Raw genomic sequence first — 16,704 nt, 5'->3', positions numbered from 1 at the left:
GGGGCCTGCTCAGTTCGTGCAGGTGCCGGTGGAGACCCGGCTGAACAGCCTCGGGGCCGCGGCGAGTTCGTCGGCGACCTCCTTGGCGGTGAGCACGAAGCCGGTCTCGTGATCGTCGACGGCCGCGCCGAAGACCACGCCGAGGACGCGGCCGTTCGGGTCGATCAGCGGTCCGCCGGAGTTGCCGCTGCGGACCTTGGCGCGGATCGTGTAGACGTCGCGGACGACGGTGCGGGCCTCGTAGATGTCCGGGCCGCGCAGGTTGATCCGGTCCCGAACCCTGGCGGCTGACGGGGTGTACGGACCGTCCAGCGGATAGCCGACGACCACACCGTCCTCGCCGGGCTTGGCGTCGGTTGAGGCCCACGGCAGCACCGGCGCCTTGAGGTCCGGCACGTCCAGGATGGCCACGTCGGTCTGCGGGTCGTAGAGCACCACGGTGGCGTCGAAGTCGCCGCGGCCGACCTCGATGGTGACCTTGTCGGTGCCCGCGACCACGTGCGCGTTGGTCATCACGCGCTGCGGGGCGATCACGAACCCCGTGCCCTCCAACGCCCGCGCGCACGACGAAGCGCGGCCGCGGACCTTGAGCACGCTCGCGCGCACCCGCTGCACGACCGGATCGGTCTGCAGCGCCAGGTCCGGCGGGCCGACCTCGGCGCGCGGGGTGGAGGCGAACGGGTCGAGCGCGGCTGGGAAGCCGGAGGAGTCGAGCAGCTGGCGCAGCGAACCGGGCAGGCTCTGCGCGGCGGGCGGCATCACGTCGTCGACGACGCCGAGCACGGTGGAGCGCTTGACCGCGGAGGACAGCGCGGGCAGCCCGGCTGCCGAGGTCAACGGCACCGCGAGCAGCCACGCTACGACGAACACCACCGCGCTCATCGTGACCGCGCCGAGGGAGTTGTCCACCACGGTGAGCCTGGTGGCGTTGAGCTTCTCCTTGATCGGTCTGCCGACCCAGACGCCAAGCATCTCGCCGAGGGCGATCATGAGCACCACCAGCGCGACGCCGATGGCCACCCGGGTCGTCACGTCGGCGAAGTTCGCCACCAGCAGCGGTGCCAGCCACAGGCCGAGCATCGCGCCCGCGAGCACGCCCGCGACCGAGCACAGCGACACCACCATGCCCTGCCGCGCACCGGACACGGCGGCGAGCACGGCGAGCAGCACTATCAGCAGGTCGACCCAGTTCACGTCTGCTCCTTCGCGCTCGCGGGCAGCTCGGGCTCCGAAACTGCCAGCCACGCCTCGTCGAGGTCGCGAACGTCCTTGCGGTTCCACGGCCGTTCCCAGCCGCCGAGCGTCAACAGCCCCGACAACAGCCAGGCGGTGAAACCCCACACCAGCATCCCCGGGACCAGGAAACCGGGTCCTCGATAGCCGCGGTGGGCGATGGTGCAGCGGTTGGCCGGATCGGCCAGGTGCGCGAGCGGAACCCGCGCGACGGCGGCCGTCTCGTTGGGATCGACCGCGACGACCGGGCTCGGTTCGGCCCAGTGCGCGAGGACCGGGCTGACCAGGAAACCGGTCGGGGTGAGGTACAGCTCGGGCAGCAGCGCCACCGGGCGCACGCCCTGCGGCAGCACACCGGTCTCCTCGACCGCCTCCCGGAGCGCGGCCGCGACCGGGCCGTCGTCCTCCGGGTCGATCGTGCCGCCGGGGAAGGCGACCTGGCCCGCGTGCGAGTTCAACGTGTCCGCCCGGCGCAGCAGCAGCACGTCCGGCCCGTCCGCGCCCTCGCCGAGCAGCATCAGCACGGCGGCAGGCCGCCCGGAGCCGTCAGCGGGCGGCTTGACGCGTTCGAAGTGCTTGCGCTCCAGGTTGGCGACGGAGTGCATCAGCGGCCGCATCCACTCGGGCACGTCGTTCTCGCCGACCAGCGGCCCCGGGGTCACCCGAACCGCCTCAGGTACTCGTCGACCGTCGCGCGCACCTGGTCGGCGGTCTTGAAGACGACCGGCGGGTTCACCCGCTCCACCCGGCCGGACGGCGCGACCACGAACGAAGTCGGCATCACGGGCGGATTGAGCACTCCGGCGACCCGCTCGTCGAGGTCGATCACGGACGGGATGCGCGCGTTCAGCCCGGAGAGCATGTCCAGCCCGTCCGCCTCACCGCTCCTGACCTGCAGGCCCAGCACTCCGACCGCTCCGGGGGACGCCGCGTAGGCGGCCAGCGCGGGCAGCTCCTCGCGGCACGGCGCGCACCACGTCGCCCACACGTTGACCAACGTGGCCTTCCCGGCGAGCGCCCGCGCGAGGTCGATCCGCGAGCCGTCGGCCATGCAGGTCGCCGACAGCCCGGCCAGCCCGCTGACCGGCGCGACCCCGTCCGCAGGCACCGGGCACGCGGGCAGCGCCGCCTTGGCCCGGGCGGCGACGAGGTCCGCGGCGGGTCTCCCGGCTGCGGGCGGAGGGTGCGAGTCCGCACCGCGCGGCCAGATCGCCACGATCCCGGCCACGCCGAGCACCACGACCACGACCAGCCAGCGCAGTGCGTGTCCGCGATCGGTCATCGAGCGCCCTCGCCCTCGGTGACCAGCGATAACAGGTGCTCGGTCTCGGGGCCGCGGACGAGCTTGGCCGCCTCGGCGAACGTCGTCGGGCCCGCGCCGAAGGACGGGCAGTCCCTGGCCAGCACGCACGCGCCGCACGCGGGCTTCCTGGCGTGGCAGACGCGCCGCCCGTGGAAGATCACCCGGTGCGAGAGCATGGTCCAGTCCTTGCGCGGGATCAGCTCGCCGATCGCGTGCTCGACCTTGACCGGGTCCTCCAGCTCCGTCCAGCCCCACCGCCGCACCAGGCGGCCGAAGTGGGTGTCCACGGTGATCCCGGGGACGCCGAAGGCCTCGCCGAGGATCACGTTGGCGGTCTTGCGCCCCACCCCGGGCAGCGTGACCAGGTCCTTGAGCTTGCCGGGCACCTCGCCGCCGTACCGCTCCACCAGCGCGGCGCCCAGGCCCATGATCGAGGTGGCCTTGTTCCGGTAGAAGCCGGTCGGCCGGATCAGCTCCTCCAGCTCGGCCCGGTCGGCGCCGGCGTAGTCGGCGGCCGTGCGGTAGCGGGCGAACAGCGCCGGGGTGACCTCGTTGACCCGCTTGTCGGTGCACTGGGCGGAGAGGATCACCGCGACCGCGAGGTCCAGCGGCGTGGTGAAGTCCAGCTCGCAGTGCGCGTCCGGGAAGGCCGCCTCCAGCCCGCGCAGCATCCGCCGCGCCCGCCGCACGAGGCCGAGCCTGGTCTCCGCTGTCGTAGACGATCTGCCGGGCTTCTGGCGGGTCTGCGCTGGCACCCCACCAGCGTACGGGTGACTCCGACAGGGGAGCGGACCCCGGATGCGCGCGCGGAAGCCGGGTGGTGGAGGATCGGGGGCACTATGACTGCATGGCTCGTAGTAGTGGTCCCACTCATCGTGATGCTCTTCGCGCTCTTCATGGAGCGCGTGGAAGCTCGTCTGCGGCACGTGGCGGTGCAGGAGGACGAGGTCGAGGAGTTCCTGGAGAAGGCGCGGCCCGACGAGGTCCGCGCGCTCTACGGCCACGGAATCGGCCGCGCCCTCGAGCTGTTCCGGCGCAGGCGCCGCGTCGGCGGGACCGCGCGTCCCCCGCGCAAGCCGCGTCGCACCCGCAGCCGGGCCTGATCGGGCGACGCGCCGGGCCGAAGTGTCCTCCTCGGCCCGGCCGTGGCGCTCACGCGCTGATCGCCGCTGCTCAGGAGGACTTTTAACAGAGCGGTCGACCGACTGATCGGTTTCAACCGGCGAGCCGAGCGGCTCAACGCCGAAGACGGCCTAGACTGCTCGCCAGTGATCGGCGGCACGTGGCCGAAGACCGCATTCCTGCGGTACTGGCCAGCTCACGTGGACCGTCGCGTCTCAACATGGAGGGACGAGGTGGACGAGACCCTGGCCCGGGCGGGCATCTTCCAGGGCGTTGAACCGGCAGCCGCCGAGGCGCTCGTGGCCACGTTGGAGCAGGTGGACTTCCCGCGTGGGCACGTCATCTTCGCGGAGGGCGAGCCCGGCGACCGGCTGTACATCATCCAGTCGGGCAAGGTGAAGGTCGGCCGCAAGTCGCCGGACGGCCGCGAGAACCTGCTGTCCATCATGGGTCCGTCGGACATGTTCGGTGAGCTGTCCATCTTCGACCCCGGCCCCAGGACCTCCACCGCGACCACGGTGACCGAGGTGCGGGCGCTCACGATGGACCGCCCCAGCCTGCGCGAGTGGATCGGCAAGCGGCCGGAGATCGCCGAGCAGCTGCTGCGCGTGCTCGCGCGGCGACTGCGCCGCACGAACAACATGCTGGCCGACCTGATCTTCACCGACGTCCCGGGCCGGGTGGCGCGCGCGCTGCTGCAGTTCGCCCAGCGCTTCGGTTCGCAGGAGGCCGGTCTGCTTCGGGTCACCCACGACCTGACCCAGGAGGAGATCGCCCAGTACGTCGGCGCCTCCCGGGAGACCGTGAACAAGGCGCTCGCCGACTTCGCGCACCGCGGCTGGCTGCGGCTGGAGGGCAAGAGCGTGCTGATCCTGGACCCCGAGCGGCTGGCCCGCAGGGCCCGCTGAGGTCAGCGAGAAGAGAGAAGACAAGGAGGCCGGGCGCCGCCCCCGACGCGGCGCACCGGCCTCCTTGTGTGTGCGCGACCCGTCCCCCGACCGGCCACGCTTTCCCGACCTCCGACGCCCGGCCCCGACCCGTTAGCGCCGAAGGAGGTCTTGAGCTTCCTCAAGGCGAAGCACGTGTGAGCAATTGTGGTCCATGGGTGTAACGCGGCCGATACCAGCCCGGCGTTGGTGCCCACCATGGCCCCGAAGTGCTCGTTTACTCAATTGCTTTCACCCTCAAGGACGTCGGCGGGGGCCGTTTCGTTGTGCAGTTTCACCCATACATCCGAACGTTGTTATCAAATCGTAACCCGGTGAGCAAGGCCACCGCACATTAGTGGTACTGATGTACCAGTTCTCCGGCATACTGGTACGCGTGTCCCAGAATGCCTCCCTCGCCGCCTACCGCGAGGCGCTCACCGCCCCCGGTGCGCGCGGTCCCGTCCTGACCTCCCTGCTCGCCCGGCTGCCGGTCGCCATGGTCGGCATCGCGCTGCTGTTCTACGTGCAGCGGGTCAGCGGTTCCTACGCGGCGGCCAGCCTGGTCTCCGCGGGCGCGCTCGTCGGCGTCGCGCTGGGCTCGGTCGCGCAGGGCAGGCTGGTCGACAAGATCGGCCCCACCCGGATCCTGCTGGTGGCGTCCGCGCTGTTCAGCACGATGGTGACGGCCGAGATCATCGCCATCGAGACGGGCGCCCCGGTCTGGGTGATGACCGTGCTCGGCCTGGCGCTGGGCACCAGCCAGCCGATGGTCGGCTCCTCCTCCAGGTCCCTGTGGACCAGGCTGCTGCCGCCCGGACCGGCGCGGCAGGCGGCCTACTCCTACGAGGCCATCAGCATGGAGGTCTTCTTCATCCTCGGCCCCGGCCTGGCCGGCCTGTTCACCGCGCTGCCGTGGGCCGGGACGGGCGTGCTGCTCGGCGCGGTCTGCGAGGTCGTCGGCGCCACGGGCTTCGCGCTGACCCGCACCGTGCGGGCCTGGCGGCCGCGCAAGGACGAGCGGGCGAGCGTCGGCGTGCTCGGCGCGCTGAGCACCCCCGGCATGCGCACCGTCGCCATCGCCGCGCTCGGCTTCGGCGTGACCATCGGCTTCGTCGAGGTCGCGGTGCCCGCCGCGGCGACGCACGCGGGCCACGAGGCGCTGGGCGGCCTGCTGCTGAGCGTCTGGTCGGTCAGCTCGGTGCTCTTCGGCGTGCTCTACGGCTCGCGCCCCTGGCCGCGGCCGATGTACCTGCGGCTGCCCGTGCTGCTCGGCGGGTTCTCCGTGCTGGTGACCCTGCTGGCGATCCCGACGACGCTCGCCGGGCTGGCGGTCGCGCTGTTCGTGGTCGGCACGCTGATCACCCCGCAGGCGATGACGCACTCGGCGGCGATCGAGGAGGTCGCCCTGCCGGGCACGGCCACCGAGGCGTTCGGCTGGGTGATCACCGCGGTGACCGTCGGCCTCGCCTTCGGCCAGTCCGTGAGCGGGCAGCTGGTCGAGGCGTTCGGCCCACCCGCGGCCTTCCTCGCGTCGGCGGCCTCCGGCCTCGTGCTGGCGAGCGTGGTGTGGCTGCGCAGGCACAGCGTGCGCGACGGCAGGCAGTGGATGGAGAACGCGGCCAGCTGCACCCGCGACGAGGTGGAGCTGGCAGGTCGCTGAGGTCTACCGGCGGCCCAGGAACACGGGGTTGGTCAGAGCCACCATCGTGTCCGGGGTCGTCGGGGTCCGCAGTGGCCTGCGCACCTCCGCGCGCACCCAGTCCGCGTCGGTCGCCGTCCAGCGCACTTGGGCGCGACCGCTCGCCGGGACCCACTCGCTGTGCGCGATCCGCGTCGGCGTGATCAGGCGGACCTCGCAGCCGGGCGCTCCCGCGACGTCGAGTTCGATCCGCGCCTCCGCCGCGTGCAGCCGGTCACCGATCTCCGCGACACGGCGCCCCGCGACGGCCCTCATGGTCAGCTCGACGCGGGAGGACTCCGCGAGCCACGACCGCCCTGCGGCGATCCCCGCCAGGATCGAGCGCGTCTCGAGGTCCTGGGCCAGCACCACCGTCTGCGGCAGTCCGACGGGCTGAGGCTCGCGGTGCGCGTCGCTGGAGCCGATCGCGGGTATCCACCTGCCCTCGCGCAGAAGACCGTCCCAGTGGCGCACTGCGAGCTCGTCGTCGTACGACCAGTCGCCGTTCCACACCTCGACCGCGTCGACGTGGTCGTAGCCGAACTCCCACGAGCAGCCGAGGCACGTGGCGTACGGGTGCGCCGCGACGACCAGGCCGCCGACCGCGTGGACGCGCCCGGCGAAGCGCTCGAACGCGGCGTGCTCGGAGCCCCGGTAACGCCAGTCGATCCAGTACCCGGGCGGCAGACCGAGGGCGGGCCAGTGCCCGGACCGCGTCGTGACCTCCTCGCCGTTGATGATCAACAGGTCCGGCCGCGCGTGATCACCCCAGCGCAGGCTCGCCGAGGTGGTGTTGTGCTCGGTGGAGACGAAGAAGTCCAGCCCCGCGGTCTTCGCCGCGGCGATCAGCTCGTCGGGCATGCGCTTGCCGTCGGAGTGCACGGTGTGCAGGTGGCAGTCGCCCCGGTACCAGGCGCGCCCCCGTCCGGTCGCCCGGCGCGGCGCCGGGTTCGGCCGGATCGGCTCGCCGGGAGGACCGAACCTCAGGGTCACGTCGACCTCGTAGTTCATCCCCCGCGGCGAGACCGTGTACGGCCCGAGGATCACGTGCCAGGTGCCCGGGTCGATCGGGCCGGGCAGGTAGCCGGGGGTCGCCCCGGAGGCGCTGATCGTGAACCGGTCGCGCGCCCCGCCGGACCAGCCGCGGAAGCCGCGGTGGTCGCCCAGCTCGTGCCCCTCGGGCCCGAACATCCCGATGTCCAGCGCGTTGCCCGGCGCGCCGGGCGGCCTGTCGTAGCGGTAGACGATCTCGATCTCCCGCACCCCGCGCGGCACCACGATCGGCAGATAGGCCCAGTCCGGCGCGCCCGGCTCGAACCGGCCCTCGATCGTCCTGGTCTGCTCGGCCCCCTGCTCCGCGAAGGCGACCGCGGGCAGGAGGGCGCTCGCCGCTCCCGCGAACAGGACCGACCGCCTGGACACCCGCTTCGCGCATTCGCACATTGGCGAAATGCTATGGCGCACAACGGGTTTCGGACACCGCAGACGGAGTGAAACTCCTTCGGCCGGGGTCGTTGTCAGGGGCGTGTCCTAGCGTCCTGCGCATGAGCCTCGACCTTTCCGGTCTTGATGTCACCGCGGACACCGCCGTCCTCGCCGCGGCCGTGGCCGACGCCGCCCGCCTGCTGCCGGTCAAGGGCATCGACCCGCTGCTGACCGGCCTGCTGCTGAGCGGGCAGGACGACGAGCTGGTGCTCTCCGGTACCGACCGCACGAACACCGTCCGGCTGCGGCGCACGGCCTTCGTGCACACCGACGGTCAGGTGCTGGTCCCGGCGAAGCCGCTGGCCGACACCCTGGGCGCGCTGGAGGAGCCGGAGGTCCGGCTCGTTGTCGAGGGCAGCAGGCTGGCGATCCGCACGCCCGGCGGCCGGTTCGCACTGCCCCTGATGGACGGCGAGCTGCACCCGGGCGTCGGTGCGCTGCCCCCGGCAGTTGGCGAGGTGAACGCGGCCGAGCTGATCGCGCTCGTGGGCAAGGTGGCCTCGGCGGCGTCGAAGGACGACGCGTTGCCGCTGTTCACGGGCGTGCACGTGCAGGGGCGCGGCGACCGGCTGGCGCTGGTGGCCACCGACCGCTACCGGATGGCCATCGGCGACCTGCCGTGGCAGCCGGAGGGCGAGCTGGACGTGCTGGTGCCCGCGCCCCTGCTGAGCGAGGTCGCGAAGCAGGCGCGGACGGCAGAGGTGATCACGGTCCACGCCGACGGCAGCCGCTTCGGGCTGAGCTGGCCGGGGACGCAGCTCGGCACGGTGCTGCTGGCCTCACCGTTCCCGGACGAGTCGCGGCACACCGACGCCCCGGTGGACGCCGTGGTCGAGGTGGACGGCGACGCGCTGGCGGGCGCGGTGCGGCGAGTGGCGCCGTACTCGGGTCCGCGTGCGGTGATCGCGGTCGAGCTCGGCGACTCCGACCTGCGGATCAGGGCGGCCGATCCGCAGAACGGCGAGGCCGAGGAGACGGTGAAGGCCACCGTGGACGGTCACCGCTTCGCCCACGGCTACCAGGCGCGCTACCTGTCCGACGCGCTGCGCGTGTTCGGCTCGGCGAGGCTCCGGCTGAGCATGCGGCACGGCATGCGCTCCACGGTCATCTCGCTGTCCGACGTCGACCCCGGGGAGGCGAACCTGCGCTATGTCGTGATGCCGATCCGCATGCCCTCCGACTGAGCTGAGCGCGCCTACCGGGCTCGCAAGTAGTCGAGCTGGGCGCGCACGGACATCTCGGCGGCCCACCACAGCGACTGGTCGACGTCGGCGTAGACCAGCTCGACGACCTGACGCGCGGTCGCGCCGGAGCCCAGGGTGTCCAGGGCGCCGCGGACCTGTTCCAGGCGCTGGATCCGGTGGGCGAGGTAGTGCTCGGCGACCGGGACGACGTCGGCGAGCTCCGGTCCGTGGCCGGGGAACGCCGGAGTGCCCTTGGGCAGCGAGGCCAGCCACCGCAGCGAGTCGAGGTACGGCGCGAGGCTGCCGTCCGGATGCGCGACGACCGTGGTGCCGCGACCCAGGATCGTGTCGCCGGTGAACACCGCGTTCTCGACCAGCAGGCACAACGAGTCCGCGGTGTGGCCCGGCGTCGCGACGATCTTGATGTCGAGCCCGGCCGCGCGCACGACCTCGCCGTCCGCCAGCGGTTCGGCGTGCAGGCACAGCCCGGGGTCGATGGCCCGGATCGGCGCGTCGACCAGGTCGGCCAACCGGGCGGCGCCGTCTGTGTGGTCGCCGTGGAAGTGGGTGAGCAGGATCAGCTCGACCGGCCCCTGCGCCGCGATGCGGCCCAGGTGCGCCTCGTCGGCGGGGCCGGGATCGACCACGACGCACGACTCCGAGCCCGGGGCCCGCAGCAGCCAGGTGTTGGTGCCGTCCAGGGTCATGCCCGAGGGGTTCTCGGCCAGCAGCACCGCCGCGTACGGGGTGACCGCACGCAGCTCGCCGTACGCGGGATGGCTGATCATCGCCTCAGCGTAGGCCGGTGACGGGCGCACGGGGATGTGACGAACGTCAGCGTTCGATCCGGTCGCCCGGCTCGGCGTCCACGTGCCCCGGGGCTGCGTCGTAGCGCGGGTCGCCCGGCAGCACGGCGCGGATCACCGACCCCTCGCGCACCACCTTCGGAATGATCTTGTCGATCGCCCGGTCCTCGGCCAGCGCGGACGCCACGCTGGAGTGTTCGGCCAGCTCAGCGAGGGTCATCCAGGTCGGAGGCAGCAGCCCGCGCCGCCCCTCGCGCCACGCGGCCAGCGCCTCGGCCGGGGTGCACCACTCCACGTCCTCCGCCTCGCTGGTGACGCCGTCCGCGCGCTGGCCCTCCGGCAGCGCGGCGATGAAGAAGCGGGTGTCGTAACGGCGCGGCTCGTCGATCGGCGTCACCCAGTTCGCCCACGGCCGCAGCAGGTCCGCGCGCAGCACCAGGCCCTCCTCCGCGAGGAACTGGGCGAGCGAGACCTGCCTGCTCACCAGGGCGGCGCGGTACTCCGCGTACCGGGTGGTGTCGCCGACCACGCTGTCCCCGTCCGGCCCGGCGAGCAGAACGCCCGCCTCCTCGAACGTCTCCCGCACGGCGGCGCACACCAGTGCGCGTGCCTTCTCCGGGGCGCACCCGAACCGGTGAGCCCACCACGCGGGCTCCGGACCTGCCCAGGCCACCGAGGTGTCCGCGTCCCGGCCGTCCAGCCCGCCGCCGGGAAAGGCCGTCATGCCACCCGCGAAGGCCATCCCGAGCACACGGCGCAGCAGGAACACCTCGATGCTGCCCGGGACGTCCCGGAGCAGCACCACGGTCGCGGAGTCCTTCGCCGGGGCGGGCACCGCGGGCGGACCGTCGGCGACGTAGCCCTTCGGCAGGGTCAGTTCCTCGGGAAGTTCGGGCATCCCAGCAGCCTAGGCGGAAACGCTCCGGCAGGATTGGGCCATGGCCGACCAGCCCGAACCCGAGCAGGTGTCCGTCGCGCGACCGGGAAGGCCCGCCGCGTTCGGCTGCCTGGCGAACGTCGTCTCGGTGATCCTCGGCGCCCTCGTCGGCACGGTGATGACCGTGGTGGCGGGACTGCTGTTGTTCCTGCCCACCACGAGCACGGTCAGGGTGCAGGACGCGCCCGCGGAGGTGGCTTCGGCCGGCGGCTATCCGGGCTACGCCGCAGCGGTGAGAAGAACTTCGCGGTTCTTCGGCGGCGACTCGGACGCGGTGTGGCTCGGCCGCAACAACGGTGGAGACGTCACGCGCGGTCACGTCGTCGAGGTCTCCGCGGGCTGGGGCCCGACCACCGATCTGCGGGTGGAATGGCTGGCAGACGGGGCAGTTCTGCGCTTCTCGCGCGGTGTCGAGGTCCGTGTTCCGGTCAGCGTGTTTAAGGACACCCGGTGACCGGGCAGGATTAGCCGGATGGAAGAACAACTCCGGACCGGCCTGGTCGGCGCCGGGCCCTGGGCCCGCGCGATACACGCGCCGTTGCTCGCCGACCATCCCGGAATCCGGTTCACGTCGGTCCACACCCGTCGCATCGAGGCCGGGCGGGAGCTCGCGAGCCCCTACTGCGCCGAGGCCTACGACGACTTCGACCAGTTTCTGTCCACTGTGGACGCTGTGGCGTTCGCGGTTCCCCCGGAGGTCCAGGGGGAGCTGGCGCTGCGCGCGGCCACGGCGGGCAAGCACGTGATCCTGGAGAAGCCGATCGCCGGATCGCTGGAGCAGGCCGAGCGGCTCGCCGACGCCGTCGAGGGCGCCGGGGTGGCCTCGCTCGTCGTGCTCACCCGGCGGTTCGCCGCCGAGACGCAGGAATGGCTGGCGGGCATCGGCCGCGCGGGCGACTGGACCGGCGGCTCGGCGAAGTGGTTCTCCGGCGCGCTGCTCGGCGGTGACTACTCCACGTCCGCGTGGCGGCACAGCGGCGGCGCGCTCGCCGACATCGGTCCGCACATGTTCGACCTGCTCGACGCCGCGCTCGGCGAGATCACCGAAGTGCTCGCGGCGAAACACGAAGCGGCCACCGACCTGTGGCACGTGATGTTCGGCCACTCGGGCGGCGCGGTCAGCACGGCGAGCCTGTCGATGCGGATGCCGGTGCGGCCGACCCTGTGGCAGATCTCGGTCTACGGCGAGCACGGCTATCGCGAGCTGTCCAACAACAACGCCACCGGCGCGGACTGCTACACCGCTCTGCTCGACGACTTCCTCGCGATGATCCACAGTGGAACGTCGGAGCACCCGTGCGACGTCCGCAGGGGCCTTCACCTGCAACGGTTGCTGCACGAGGTCCGTCACCGGGCCGAGTGAGCGGAGTAACACCTCGGGCCGCGCTGCGATCTACAGCACGAAGAGGCACTTGCACCGTCCACAGAGGAGCATTGTGACTCCGCCTCACATCGAGTTCTACACGCTCGCGTTCAGCATGGACGACGAGACGTTGCAGGACTCGTTCGATGATCCGGCCGCGGCCACCGACTGGCTGCGCCGGGCGCTCGCCGAGCCGTTACCCACCGAGCCCGGTGAGGCGCGCCAGCACCACACGCGCATCGGCACCGCGGCCCGGATGCTGCGCAGGCTCGACATCGCCGAGGAACACCTGGCGAGCGCGCTGGAGCTGGCGGAGCGGCACGGCCGGGACGAGGACGCCGTCTTCGCGCGCATCCGGCTCGCGCACGTGCTGCAGTGGCAGGGCCGGTTCGACGAGGCGCTGGTGGAGTTCGACCGCTGCATCGAGGAGAGCGGTCGCATCGGAAGCCTCAACGCGCGCAAGTACTTCGCCTTCCAGCACGCGGGAAAATGCCACTACGACATGGGGAACTGGGAGATCGCGCGGTCCCACTTCGCGATGGCGCTGCGGCTGCGGCTGGCCTCCGACGCGGACCCCGAGCTGATCGCCTCGTCCAGCCAGGCGCTCAACGCCGCGGACGCTTGCTTCACCGGCAAGCTCGCCGCGCAGGAGCTCGACCGGCTCGTTCCGGTCGTGCACAACCGGATCGGCGATCTCCCGGACCACACCGAGCTGCTGGTCGACCTCCGCCGCCCGCTGATCGACGGCGTGGTGCCGATGTCGTTGGTGCGCGCGGTGCACCGCTGCGTGCCCAAGCTCGACCTGGCGCTGGAATCGCTCGTCGGTGACGGCTGGCTGCTGCGGCGCGGCGACGGCGTCGCGATCACCGAGCGGTCCCGCGACCTGCTCGACGACGTCTCCCGGCGACTCGACGCGGCCGCGACCGAACTGTGGGGTGAGCCCGCCGAACAGCTGGCGATGGTGGAGCAGGTGGTCGACCGTGCCGCGGGCACGTCGGCCGGACTGGTTTTCGACGCGCTCGCGGCGCGCCGCCCGGCGGGTCCGGCAGCTGGCAGGCTGCTCGACCGGCTCAGCGCGCTGCGGTACCACGGGGCGGACGCCCGCGCGGCCGCCTGGCAGGCGGAGGGCCTGACCGCCGAGGGCGTGCGCGCGTTGCGCGGCAGTGATCCGGTGCGCAGGCGGATCGAGGCCGCGACCGGTCGTGTGGCAGCACGGCCGTACCGCAGGATCGAGCCGGAGCAGCGAGTGCGGTTGATCGCCGCGCTGCACGCGCTCCCGTCCTGAGTACGACAGAGGCGGCGCCGGAGGACCCCGGCGCCGCCTTCGTCGTGTCCGGATCAGGCGATCTCGACGATCAGGTCCACCTCGACCGGGGCGCCCAGCGGCAGCTCGGCGACGCCGACCGCGGCGCGCGCGTGCGCGCCCGCCTCGCCGAAGATCTCGCCGAACAGCTCGGAGGCGCCGTTGATCACCGCGGGCTGGCCGGTGAAGCCCTCCGCGGAGGCCACGTAGCCGGTGACCTTGACGATCTTCACGACGGAGTCGATGCCGACGAGCGCGTCCACCGCGGCCAGCGCGTTGAGCGCGCACAGCCGGGCGTGCTCCTTGGCCTCCTCCGGGCCCACCTCGGCGCCGACCTTGCCGGTCGCGGCGAGCGAGCCGTCGACGAACGGCAGCTGGCCGGAGGTGAACACGTGCGAGCCGGTGCGCACCGCGGGCACGTACGCCGCGACGGGGGCCGCCACCACCGGCAGTTTCAGGCCGAGCTCGGCCAGGCGCTGCTTCCAGTCAGCCACTTCTCTACTCGCCCTTCGGTCGCTTCAGGTAGGCGACGTGCTGCTCGCCGCTCGGGTTCGGCAGGACCGTCACCAGCTCCCAGCCGTCCACACCCCACTGGTCCAGGATCTGCTTCGTGGCGTGGATCAACAGCGGGACGGTCGCGTACTCCCACTTCGTCATGGCAGGCAGCCTAACCGCCCGCGTCCTCGGCCATCCCCACCACGGAGTGATCCATCCCGCCCCGGTCGGCGTCGATGACCACGGTCACGCGCGCGGGGAAGAAAGGCCTGGTCATCGCCTGGATGATGGAGGGGGACCACGTCTCCTCCGTGGAGTTCCGGCACCGGGCCCCGGCCACCACGGGACGGTGGGAAGCACTTCTTCGCCTGACTGCGGCGCGGCAGCGACCCGAACGCCACCCAAGCGGGATCTTGGAGCGCTACCGTTGACGGGTGGAGACCTGGCGGATGATCGCCACCGGCGTGTTCGCGCTCGGTGGGTTGGTGCTGGTGCTGGTCGCGATGGCGCAGGTGCGGGACCGCAAGCACAGCACCCGCGGGCAGGTGACGCAGACCGGGCTGATCTCGCTCGCCGTCCTGTCCGCGGTCACCGCGCTCGTCGCCACGGTCCTGCCCGAGACGATCGCGTGGGCGCTCGTCGCATTCGTGGTGTTGATCGTGTTGACGCTCACCATGGTCGGCTGAGCACGCGCAGTCGGCGCCGCGCGCGCATACGCTGATCGTGTGACGAGCCCTGACCGGTGGACTGACGAGCTGAGCCGCGCGCGCCTGCACGTGGTCACCGGCAAGGGCGGTACCGGCAAGACGACCGTGGCGGCCGCGCTCGCGCTGGCCCTGGCCGCGGGCGGGCGGCGGGTGCTGCTGGTGGAGGTCGAGGGCAGGCAGGGCATCGCCCAGGTCTTCGACACCGCGCCGCTGCCCTACTCCGAGGAACGCATCGCCGCGGCGCCCGGCGGCGGCGAGGTCCGCGCCCTGGCCGTCGACGCCGAAGCGGCGCTGCTGGAGTACCTGTCGATGTTCTACAACCTGGGCTTCGCCGGGCGCACGCTGCGCAAGATGGGCGCCATCGAGTTCGCCACCACGCTCGCGCCCGGTCTGCGCGACGTGCTGCTGACCGGCAAGGTCAAGGAGTGCGTGCGGCGCACCGACTCCGGCGGCAGGCACGTCTACGACGCGGTGGTGCTCGACGCCCCGCCGACCGGCCGCGTCGTCAAATTCCTCGATGTCACCAAGGCCATGGCGGACCTGGCGAAGGTCGGCCCGATCCGGTCGCAGAGCGACGGCGTCGTCCGGCTGCTGCACTCCGGGGACACCGCGGTGCACCTGGTCACGCTGCTGGAGGAGATGCCGGTCCGGGAGACCCTCGACGCGGTCACCGAACTGGACGCGGCGGACCTGCGGCCGGGCGCGGTGATCACCAACCGGGTGCGACCGCCCAGGCTGCCCGCGCGGTCGGTGAACGCCGCGGCGGGCGGCCGGGTCGACGCGGGCCGGGTCCGCGCGGGACTCGACGAGGCCGGGCTGGAGCTGGGCTCCGACATCCTGGAGGGGCTGGTGGAGGAGACGGTGGAACACGCGATCCGGGTGCAGGCCGAGCAGCGCGCCCGCGCCGACCTCGACGCCGTGGACCTGCCCGCGCTGGAGCTGCCGGAGCTGACCGACGGCGTGGACACCGGGGCGCTCTACGAACTGGCCGAACTCCTCGGCGAGCAGGGTGTGCGGTGAGTGCGCGCACCCGTCCACCGCTGCTGGACGTCGACAAGCTGATCGACGATCCGGACACCCGGATCCTGGTGTGCTGCGGCTCCGGCGGCGTCGGCAAGACCACCACCGCCGCGGCGCTCGCCCTGCGCGCGGCGAGCCGGGGCAGGCGCGTGGTCGTGCTGACGATCGACCCGGCGCGCAGGCTGGCGCAGTCGCTCGGGCTCAGCGAGCTGAGCAACCACCCGCGCGCGGTCGACCTCGGCGCGGACGCCGACGGTCAGCTGCACGCGATGATGCTGGACATGCGGCGCACCTTCGACGACATGGTGCTGGCGCACGCGGGACGCCAACGGGCGCAACAGATCCTGAGCAATCCCTTCTACCAGACCATTTCCTCGTCGTTCTCCGGAACGCAGGAGTACATGGCGATGGAGAAGCTGGGCCAGCTCGTGCACGACGACCAGTGGGACCTCGTCGTGGTGGACACCCCGCCGAGCCGGTCCGCCCTGGACTTCCTCGACGCGCCGCAGCGGCTGTCCACAGTGCTCGACGGCAAGATCATCCGCATGCTCTCCGCACCGGCGCGGGCGGGCGGACTGGGGCTGAAACGCTTGGTGGGCGCGGGTTTCGGCCTCTTCACCAAGGCCGTCTCGACGATCATCGGCGGCCAGTTGCTCGCCGACGCCTCGGCGTTCGTGCAGGCGTTCGACAGCATGTTCGGCGGGTTCCGCGAACGCTCGCGCGCCACCTACGAACTGCTGCGCTCGCCGGGAACGGCGTTCCTGGTGATCGCCGCGCCGGAGCCGGACGCGCTGCGCGAGGCTTCGTACTTCGTCGACCGGCTCAGCGGTGACGAGATGCCGTTGGCCGGGCTCGTGGTCAACCGCACGCACCCGGTGCTCGCCGACCTGCCGGCGGCGCGGGCGCTGGCCGCCGCCGAGGACCTGGAACGCACCGCGTCCGCACCGCTGGCGAGCGCGGTGCTGCGGCTGCACGCGGACCGAGTGGCCGTGGCGGACCGGGAGAAGCGGATGCTCTCCCGGTTCACCAGGGCTCACCCGGCCGTCGCGCTGATCGGGGTCCCCGCGCTGCCCTCCGACGTGCACGACCTCGACGGTCTCCGCGAGATCGGCCACCGGCTGGCCGGCGAGTGAGCGCCC

General features: G+C 72.3%; 19 protein-coding genes. 10 read left to right on the top strand and 9 right to left on the bottom strand.

What is annotated here, in order from left to right; all coding sequences use genetic code 11:
• Nucleotides 1–9: 9 nt before the first annotated feature.
• From BLT28_RS29935 to nth, 4 genes are read right to left on the bottom strand one after another with little or no spacing between them, the layout of a single operon-like run.
• On the bottom strand, nucleotides 10–1,194 hold the full coding sequence (locus tag BLT28_RS29935) for a MarP family serine protease (protein ID WP_030428186.1): 1,185 nt from the start codon (nucleotides 1,192–1,194) through the stop codon (nucleotides 10–12).
• Entirely contained in the window at nucleotides 1,191–1,850 is a 660-nt protein-coding gene (locus BLT28_RS29930) for an NUDIX hydrolase (protein ID WP_052407051.1), read from the bottom strand. Before BLT28_RS29930 ends, BLT28_RS29935 begins: the two co-directional genes overlap by 4 nt.
• Before the next feature lie 41 nt (nucleotides 1,851–1,891).
• Nucleotides 1,892–2,515 carry a TlpA family protein disulfide reductase gene (locus BLT28_RS29925; RefSeq protein ID WP_030428184.1) on the bottom strand — a complete coding sequence of 208 codons (624 nt, stop codon included), beginning with the start codon at nucleotides 2,513–2,515 and terminating at the stop codon, nucleotides 1,892–1,894.
• A complete protein-coding gene (gene nth, locus BLT28_RS29920; protein WP_030428183.1) occupies nucleotides 2,512–3,207 on the bottom strand; it encodes an endonuclease III in 696 nt (231 codons plus the stop codon). The genes BLT28_RS29925 and nth overlap by 4 nt, the downstream gene beginning before the upstream one ends.
• 168 nt (nucleotides 3,208–3,375) lie before the next feature.
• Between nth and BLT28_RS29915 the strand changes: the two genes are divergently transcribed.
• The 3 genes from BLT28_RS29915 (at nucleotide 3,376) to BLT28_RS29905 (ending at nucleotide 6,247) form a co-directional block, all read left to right on the top strand.
• Nucleotides 3,376–3,639 carry a hypothetical protein gene (locus tag BLT28_RS29915; protein WP_030428182.1) on the top strand — a complete coding sequence of 88 codons (264 nt, stop codon included), beginning with the start codon at nucleotides 3,376–3,378 and terminating at the stop codon, nucleotides 3,637–3,639.
• 252 nt (nucleotides 3,640–3,891) lie between these two features.
• Nucleotides 3,892–4,566 carry a Crp/Fnr family transcriptional regulator gene (locus tag BLT28_RS29910; protein ID WP_030428181.1) on the top strand — a complete coding sequence of 225 codons (675 nt, stop codon included), beginning with the start codon at nucleotides 3,892–3,894 and terminating at the stop codon, nucleotides 4,564–4,566.
• A 385-nt stretch (nucleotides 4,567–4,951) separates the two neighbouring features.
• Complete coding sequence (locus BLT28_RS29905) at nucleotides 4,952–6,247, top strand: MFS transporter (protein WP_063766526.1); 1,296 nt, start codon at nucleotides 4,952–4,954, stop codon at nucleotides 6,245–6,247.
• A gap of 3 nt (nucleotides 6,248–6,250) precedes the next feature.
• On the opposite strand, the gene BLT28_RS29900 is transcribed toward BLT28_RS29905, so the two are convergent.
• Complete coding sequence (locus tag BLT28_RS29900; RefSeq protein ID WP_030428179.1) at nucleotides 6,251–7,708, bottom strand: CehA/McbA family metallohydrolase; 1,458 nt, start codon at nucleotides 7,706–7,708, stop codon at nucleotides 6,251–6,253.
• Between the two features lie 101 nt (nucleotides 7,709–7,809).
• Here BLT28_RS29900 and dnaN point away from each other — a divergent pair, with 101 nt between their 5' ends.
• A complete protein-coding gene (dnaN, locus tag BLT28_RS29895) occupies nucleotides 7,810–8,934 on the top strand; it encodes a DNA polymerase III subunit beta (RefSeq protein ID WP_030428178.1) in 1,125 nt (374 codons plus the stop codon).
• An 11-nt stretch (nucleotides 8,935–8,945) separates the two neighbouring features.
• On the opposite strand, the gene BLT28_RS29890 is transcribed toward dnaN, so the two are convergent.
• Together BLT28_RS29890 and BLT28_RS29885 are read right to left on the bottom strand one after the other, a co-directional pair.
• Nucleotides 8,946–9,722: an MBL fold metallo-hydrolase gene (locus tag BLT28_RS29890; protein WP_030428177.1), complete on the bottom strand. Its 777-nt coding sequence runs from the start codon at nucleotides 9,720–9,722 to the stop codon at nucleotides 8,946–8,948.
• Between the two features lie 46 nt (nucleotides 9,723–9,768).
• On the bottom strand, nucleotides 9,769–10,638 hold the full coding sequence (locus BLT28_RS29885) for an NUDIX hydrolase (protein ID WP_043810605.1): 870 nt from the start codon (nucleotides 10,636–10,638) through the stop codon (nucleotides 9,769–9,771).
• A 40-nt stretch (nucleotides 10,639–10,678) separates the two neighbouring features.
• Between BLT28_RS29885 and BLT28_RS29880 the strand changes: the two genes are divergently transcribed.
• The 3 genes from BLT28_RS29880 (at nucleotide 10,679) to BLT28_RS29870 (ending at nucleotide 13,325) form a co-directional block, all read left to right on the top strand.
• Nucleotides 10,679–11,131, top strand: coding sequence for a hypothetical protein (locus tag BLT28_RS29880; RefSeq protein ID WP_052407013.1), 453 nt, complete (start codon nucleotides 10,679–10,681; stop codon nucleotides 11,129–11,131).
• A gap of 18 nt (nucleotides 11,132–11,149) precedes the next feature.
• Nucleotides 11,150–12,040, top strand: a complete 891-nt coding sequence (locus BLT28_RS29875) for a Gfo/Idh/MocA family protein (RefSeq protein WP_030428174.1) — start codon at nucleotides 11,150–11,152, stop codon at nucleotides 12,038–12,040.
• Nucleotides 12,041–12,113: 73 nt separating this feature from the next.
• Nucleotides 12,114–13,325 carry a tetratricopeptide repeat protein gene (locus BLT28_RS29870; protein WP_052407012.1) on the top strand — a complete coding sequence of 404 codons (1,212 nt, stop codon included), beginning with the start codon at nucleotides 12,114–12,116 and terminating at the stop codon, nucleotides 13,323–13,325.
• Nucleotides 13,326–13,378: 53 nt separating this feature from the next.
• Here the strand turns inward: BLT28_RS29870 and BLT28_RS29865 are convergent, their stop codons facing one another.
• Together BLT28_RS29865 and BLT28_RS40520 are read right to left on the bottom strand one after the other, a co-directional pair.
• Nucleotides 13,379–13,837, bottom strand: coding sequence for a RidA family protein (locus BLT28_RS29865; RefSeq protein ID WP_030428172.1), 459 nt, complete (start codon nucleotides 13,835–13,837; stop codon nucleotides 13,379–13,381).
• Nucleotides 13,838–13,841: 4 nt separating this feature from the next.
• Nucleotides 13,842–14,000, bottom strand: a complete 159-nt coding sequence (locus BLT28_RS40520) for a hypothetical protein (protein WP_086823907.1) — start codon at nucleotides 13,998–14,000, stop codon at nucleotides 13,842–13,844.
• Nucleotides 14,001–14,272: 272 nt separating this feature from the next.
• On the opposite strand from BLT28_RS40520, the gene BLT28_RS29860 reads away from it, so the two are divergent.
• From BLT28_RS29860 to BLT28_RS29850, 3 genes are read left to right on the top strand one after another with little or no spacing between them, the layout of a single operon-like run.
• Nucleotides 14,273–14,524 carry a hypothetical protein gene (locus tag BLT28_RS29860; protein ID WP_030428171.1) on the top strand — a complete coding sequence of 84 codons (252 nt, stop codon included), beginning with the start codon at nucleotides 14,273–14,275 and terminating at the stop codon, nucleotides 14,522–14,524.
• 39 nt (nucleotides 14,525–14,563) lie between these two features.
• Nucleotides 14,564–15,565: an ArsA-related P-loop ATPase gene (locus BLT28_RS29855; RefSeq protein WP_030428170.1), complete on the top strand. Its 1,002-nt coding sequence runs from the start codon at nucleotides 14,564–14,566 to the stop codon at nucleotides 15,563–15,565.
• A complete protein-coding gene (locus BLT28_RS29850; RefSeq protein ID WP_030428169.1) occupies nucleotides 15,562–16,698 on the top strand; it encodes an ArsA family ATPase in 1,137 nt (378 codons plus the stop codon). The genes BLT28_RS29855 and BLT28_RS29850 overlap by 4 nt, the downstream gene beginning before the upstream one ends.
• Nucleotides 16,699–16,704: the final 6 nt, after the last annotated feature.

The organism is Allokutzneria albata (genome assembly GCF_900103775.1).
In the GTDB taxonomy this organism is placed as follows: domain Bacteria; phylum Actinomycetota; class Actinomycetes; order Mycobacteriales; family Pseudonocardiaceae; genus Allokutzneria; species Allokutzneria albata.
This window is presented reverse-complemented; position numbering and strand designations above follow the sequence as displayed.

What these genes read in the sequence shown, in the direction of transcription:
- nth (WP_030428183.1), bottom strand. Translation starts at nt 3,207, where the DNA reads ATGCTGCGCGGGCTGGAGGCGGCCTTCCCGGACGCGCACTGCGAGCTG.
- BLT28_RS29915 (WP_030428182.1), top strand. Translation starts at nt 3,376, where the DNA reads ATGACTGCATGGCTCGTAGTAGTGGTCCCACTCATCGTGATGCTCTTC.
- dnaN (WP_030428178.1), top strand. Translation starts at nt 7,810, where the DNA reads ATGAGCCTCGACCTTTCCGGTCTTGATGTCACCGCGGACACCGCCGTC.
- BLT28_RS29900 (WP_030428179.1), bottom strand. Translation starts at nt 7,708, where the DNA reads ATGTGCGAATGCGCGAAGCGGGTGTCCAGGCGGTCGGTCCTGTTCGCG.
- BLT28_RS29875 (WP_030428174.1), top strand. Translation starts at nt 11,150, where the DNA reads ATGGAAGAACAACTCCGGACCGGCCTGGTCGGCGCCGGGCCCTGGGCC.
- BLT28_RS29930 (WP_052407051.1), bottom strand. Translation starts at nt 1,850, where the DNA reads ATGCGGCCGCTGATGCACTCCGTCGCCAACCTGGAGCGCAAGCACTTC.
- BLT28_RS29885 (WP_043810605.1), bottom strand. Translation starts at nt 10,638, where the DNA reads ATGCCCGAACTTCCCGAGGAACTGACCCTGCCGAAGGGCTACGTCGCC.
- BLT28_RS40520 (WP_086823907.1), bottom strand. Translation starts at nt 14,000, where the DNA reads ATGACGAAGTGGGAGTACGCGACCGTCCCGCTGTTGATCCACGCCACG.
- BLT28_RS29890 (WP_030428177.1), bottom strand. Translation starts at nt 9,722, where the DNA reads ATGATCAGCCATCCCGCGTACGGCGAGCTGCGTGCGGTCACCCCGTAC.
- BLT28_RS29880 (WP_052407013.1), top strand. Translation starts at nt 10,679, where the DNA reads ATGGCCGACCAGCCCGAACCCGAGCAGGTGTCCGTCGCGCGACCGGGA.
- BLT28_RS29905 (WP_063766526.1), top strand. Translation starts at nt 4,952, where the DNA reads ATGTACCAGTTCTCCGGCATACTGGTACGCGTGTCCCAGAATGCCTCC.
- BLT28_RS29925 (WP_030428184.1), bottom strand. Translation starts at nt 2,515, where the DNA reads ATGACCGATCGCGGACACGCACTGCGCTGGCTGGTCGTGGTCGTGGTG.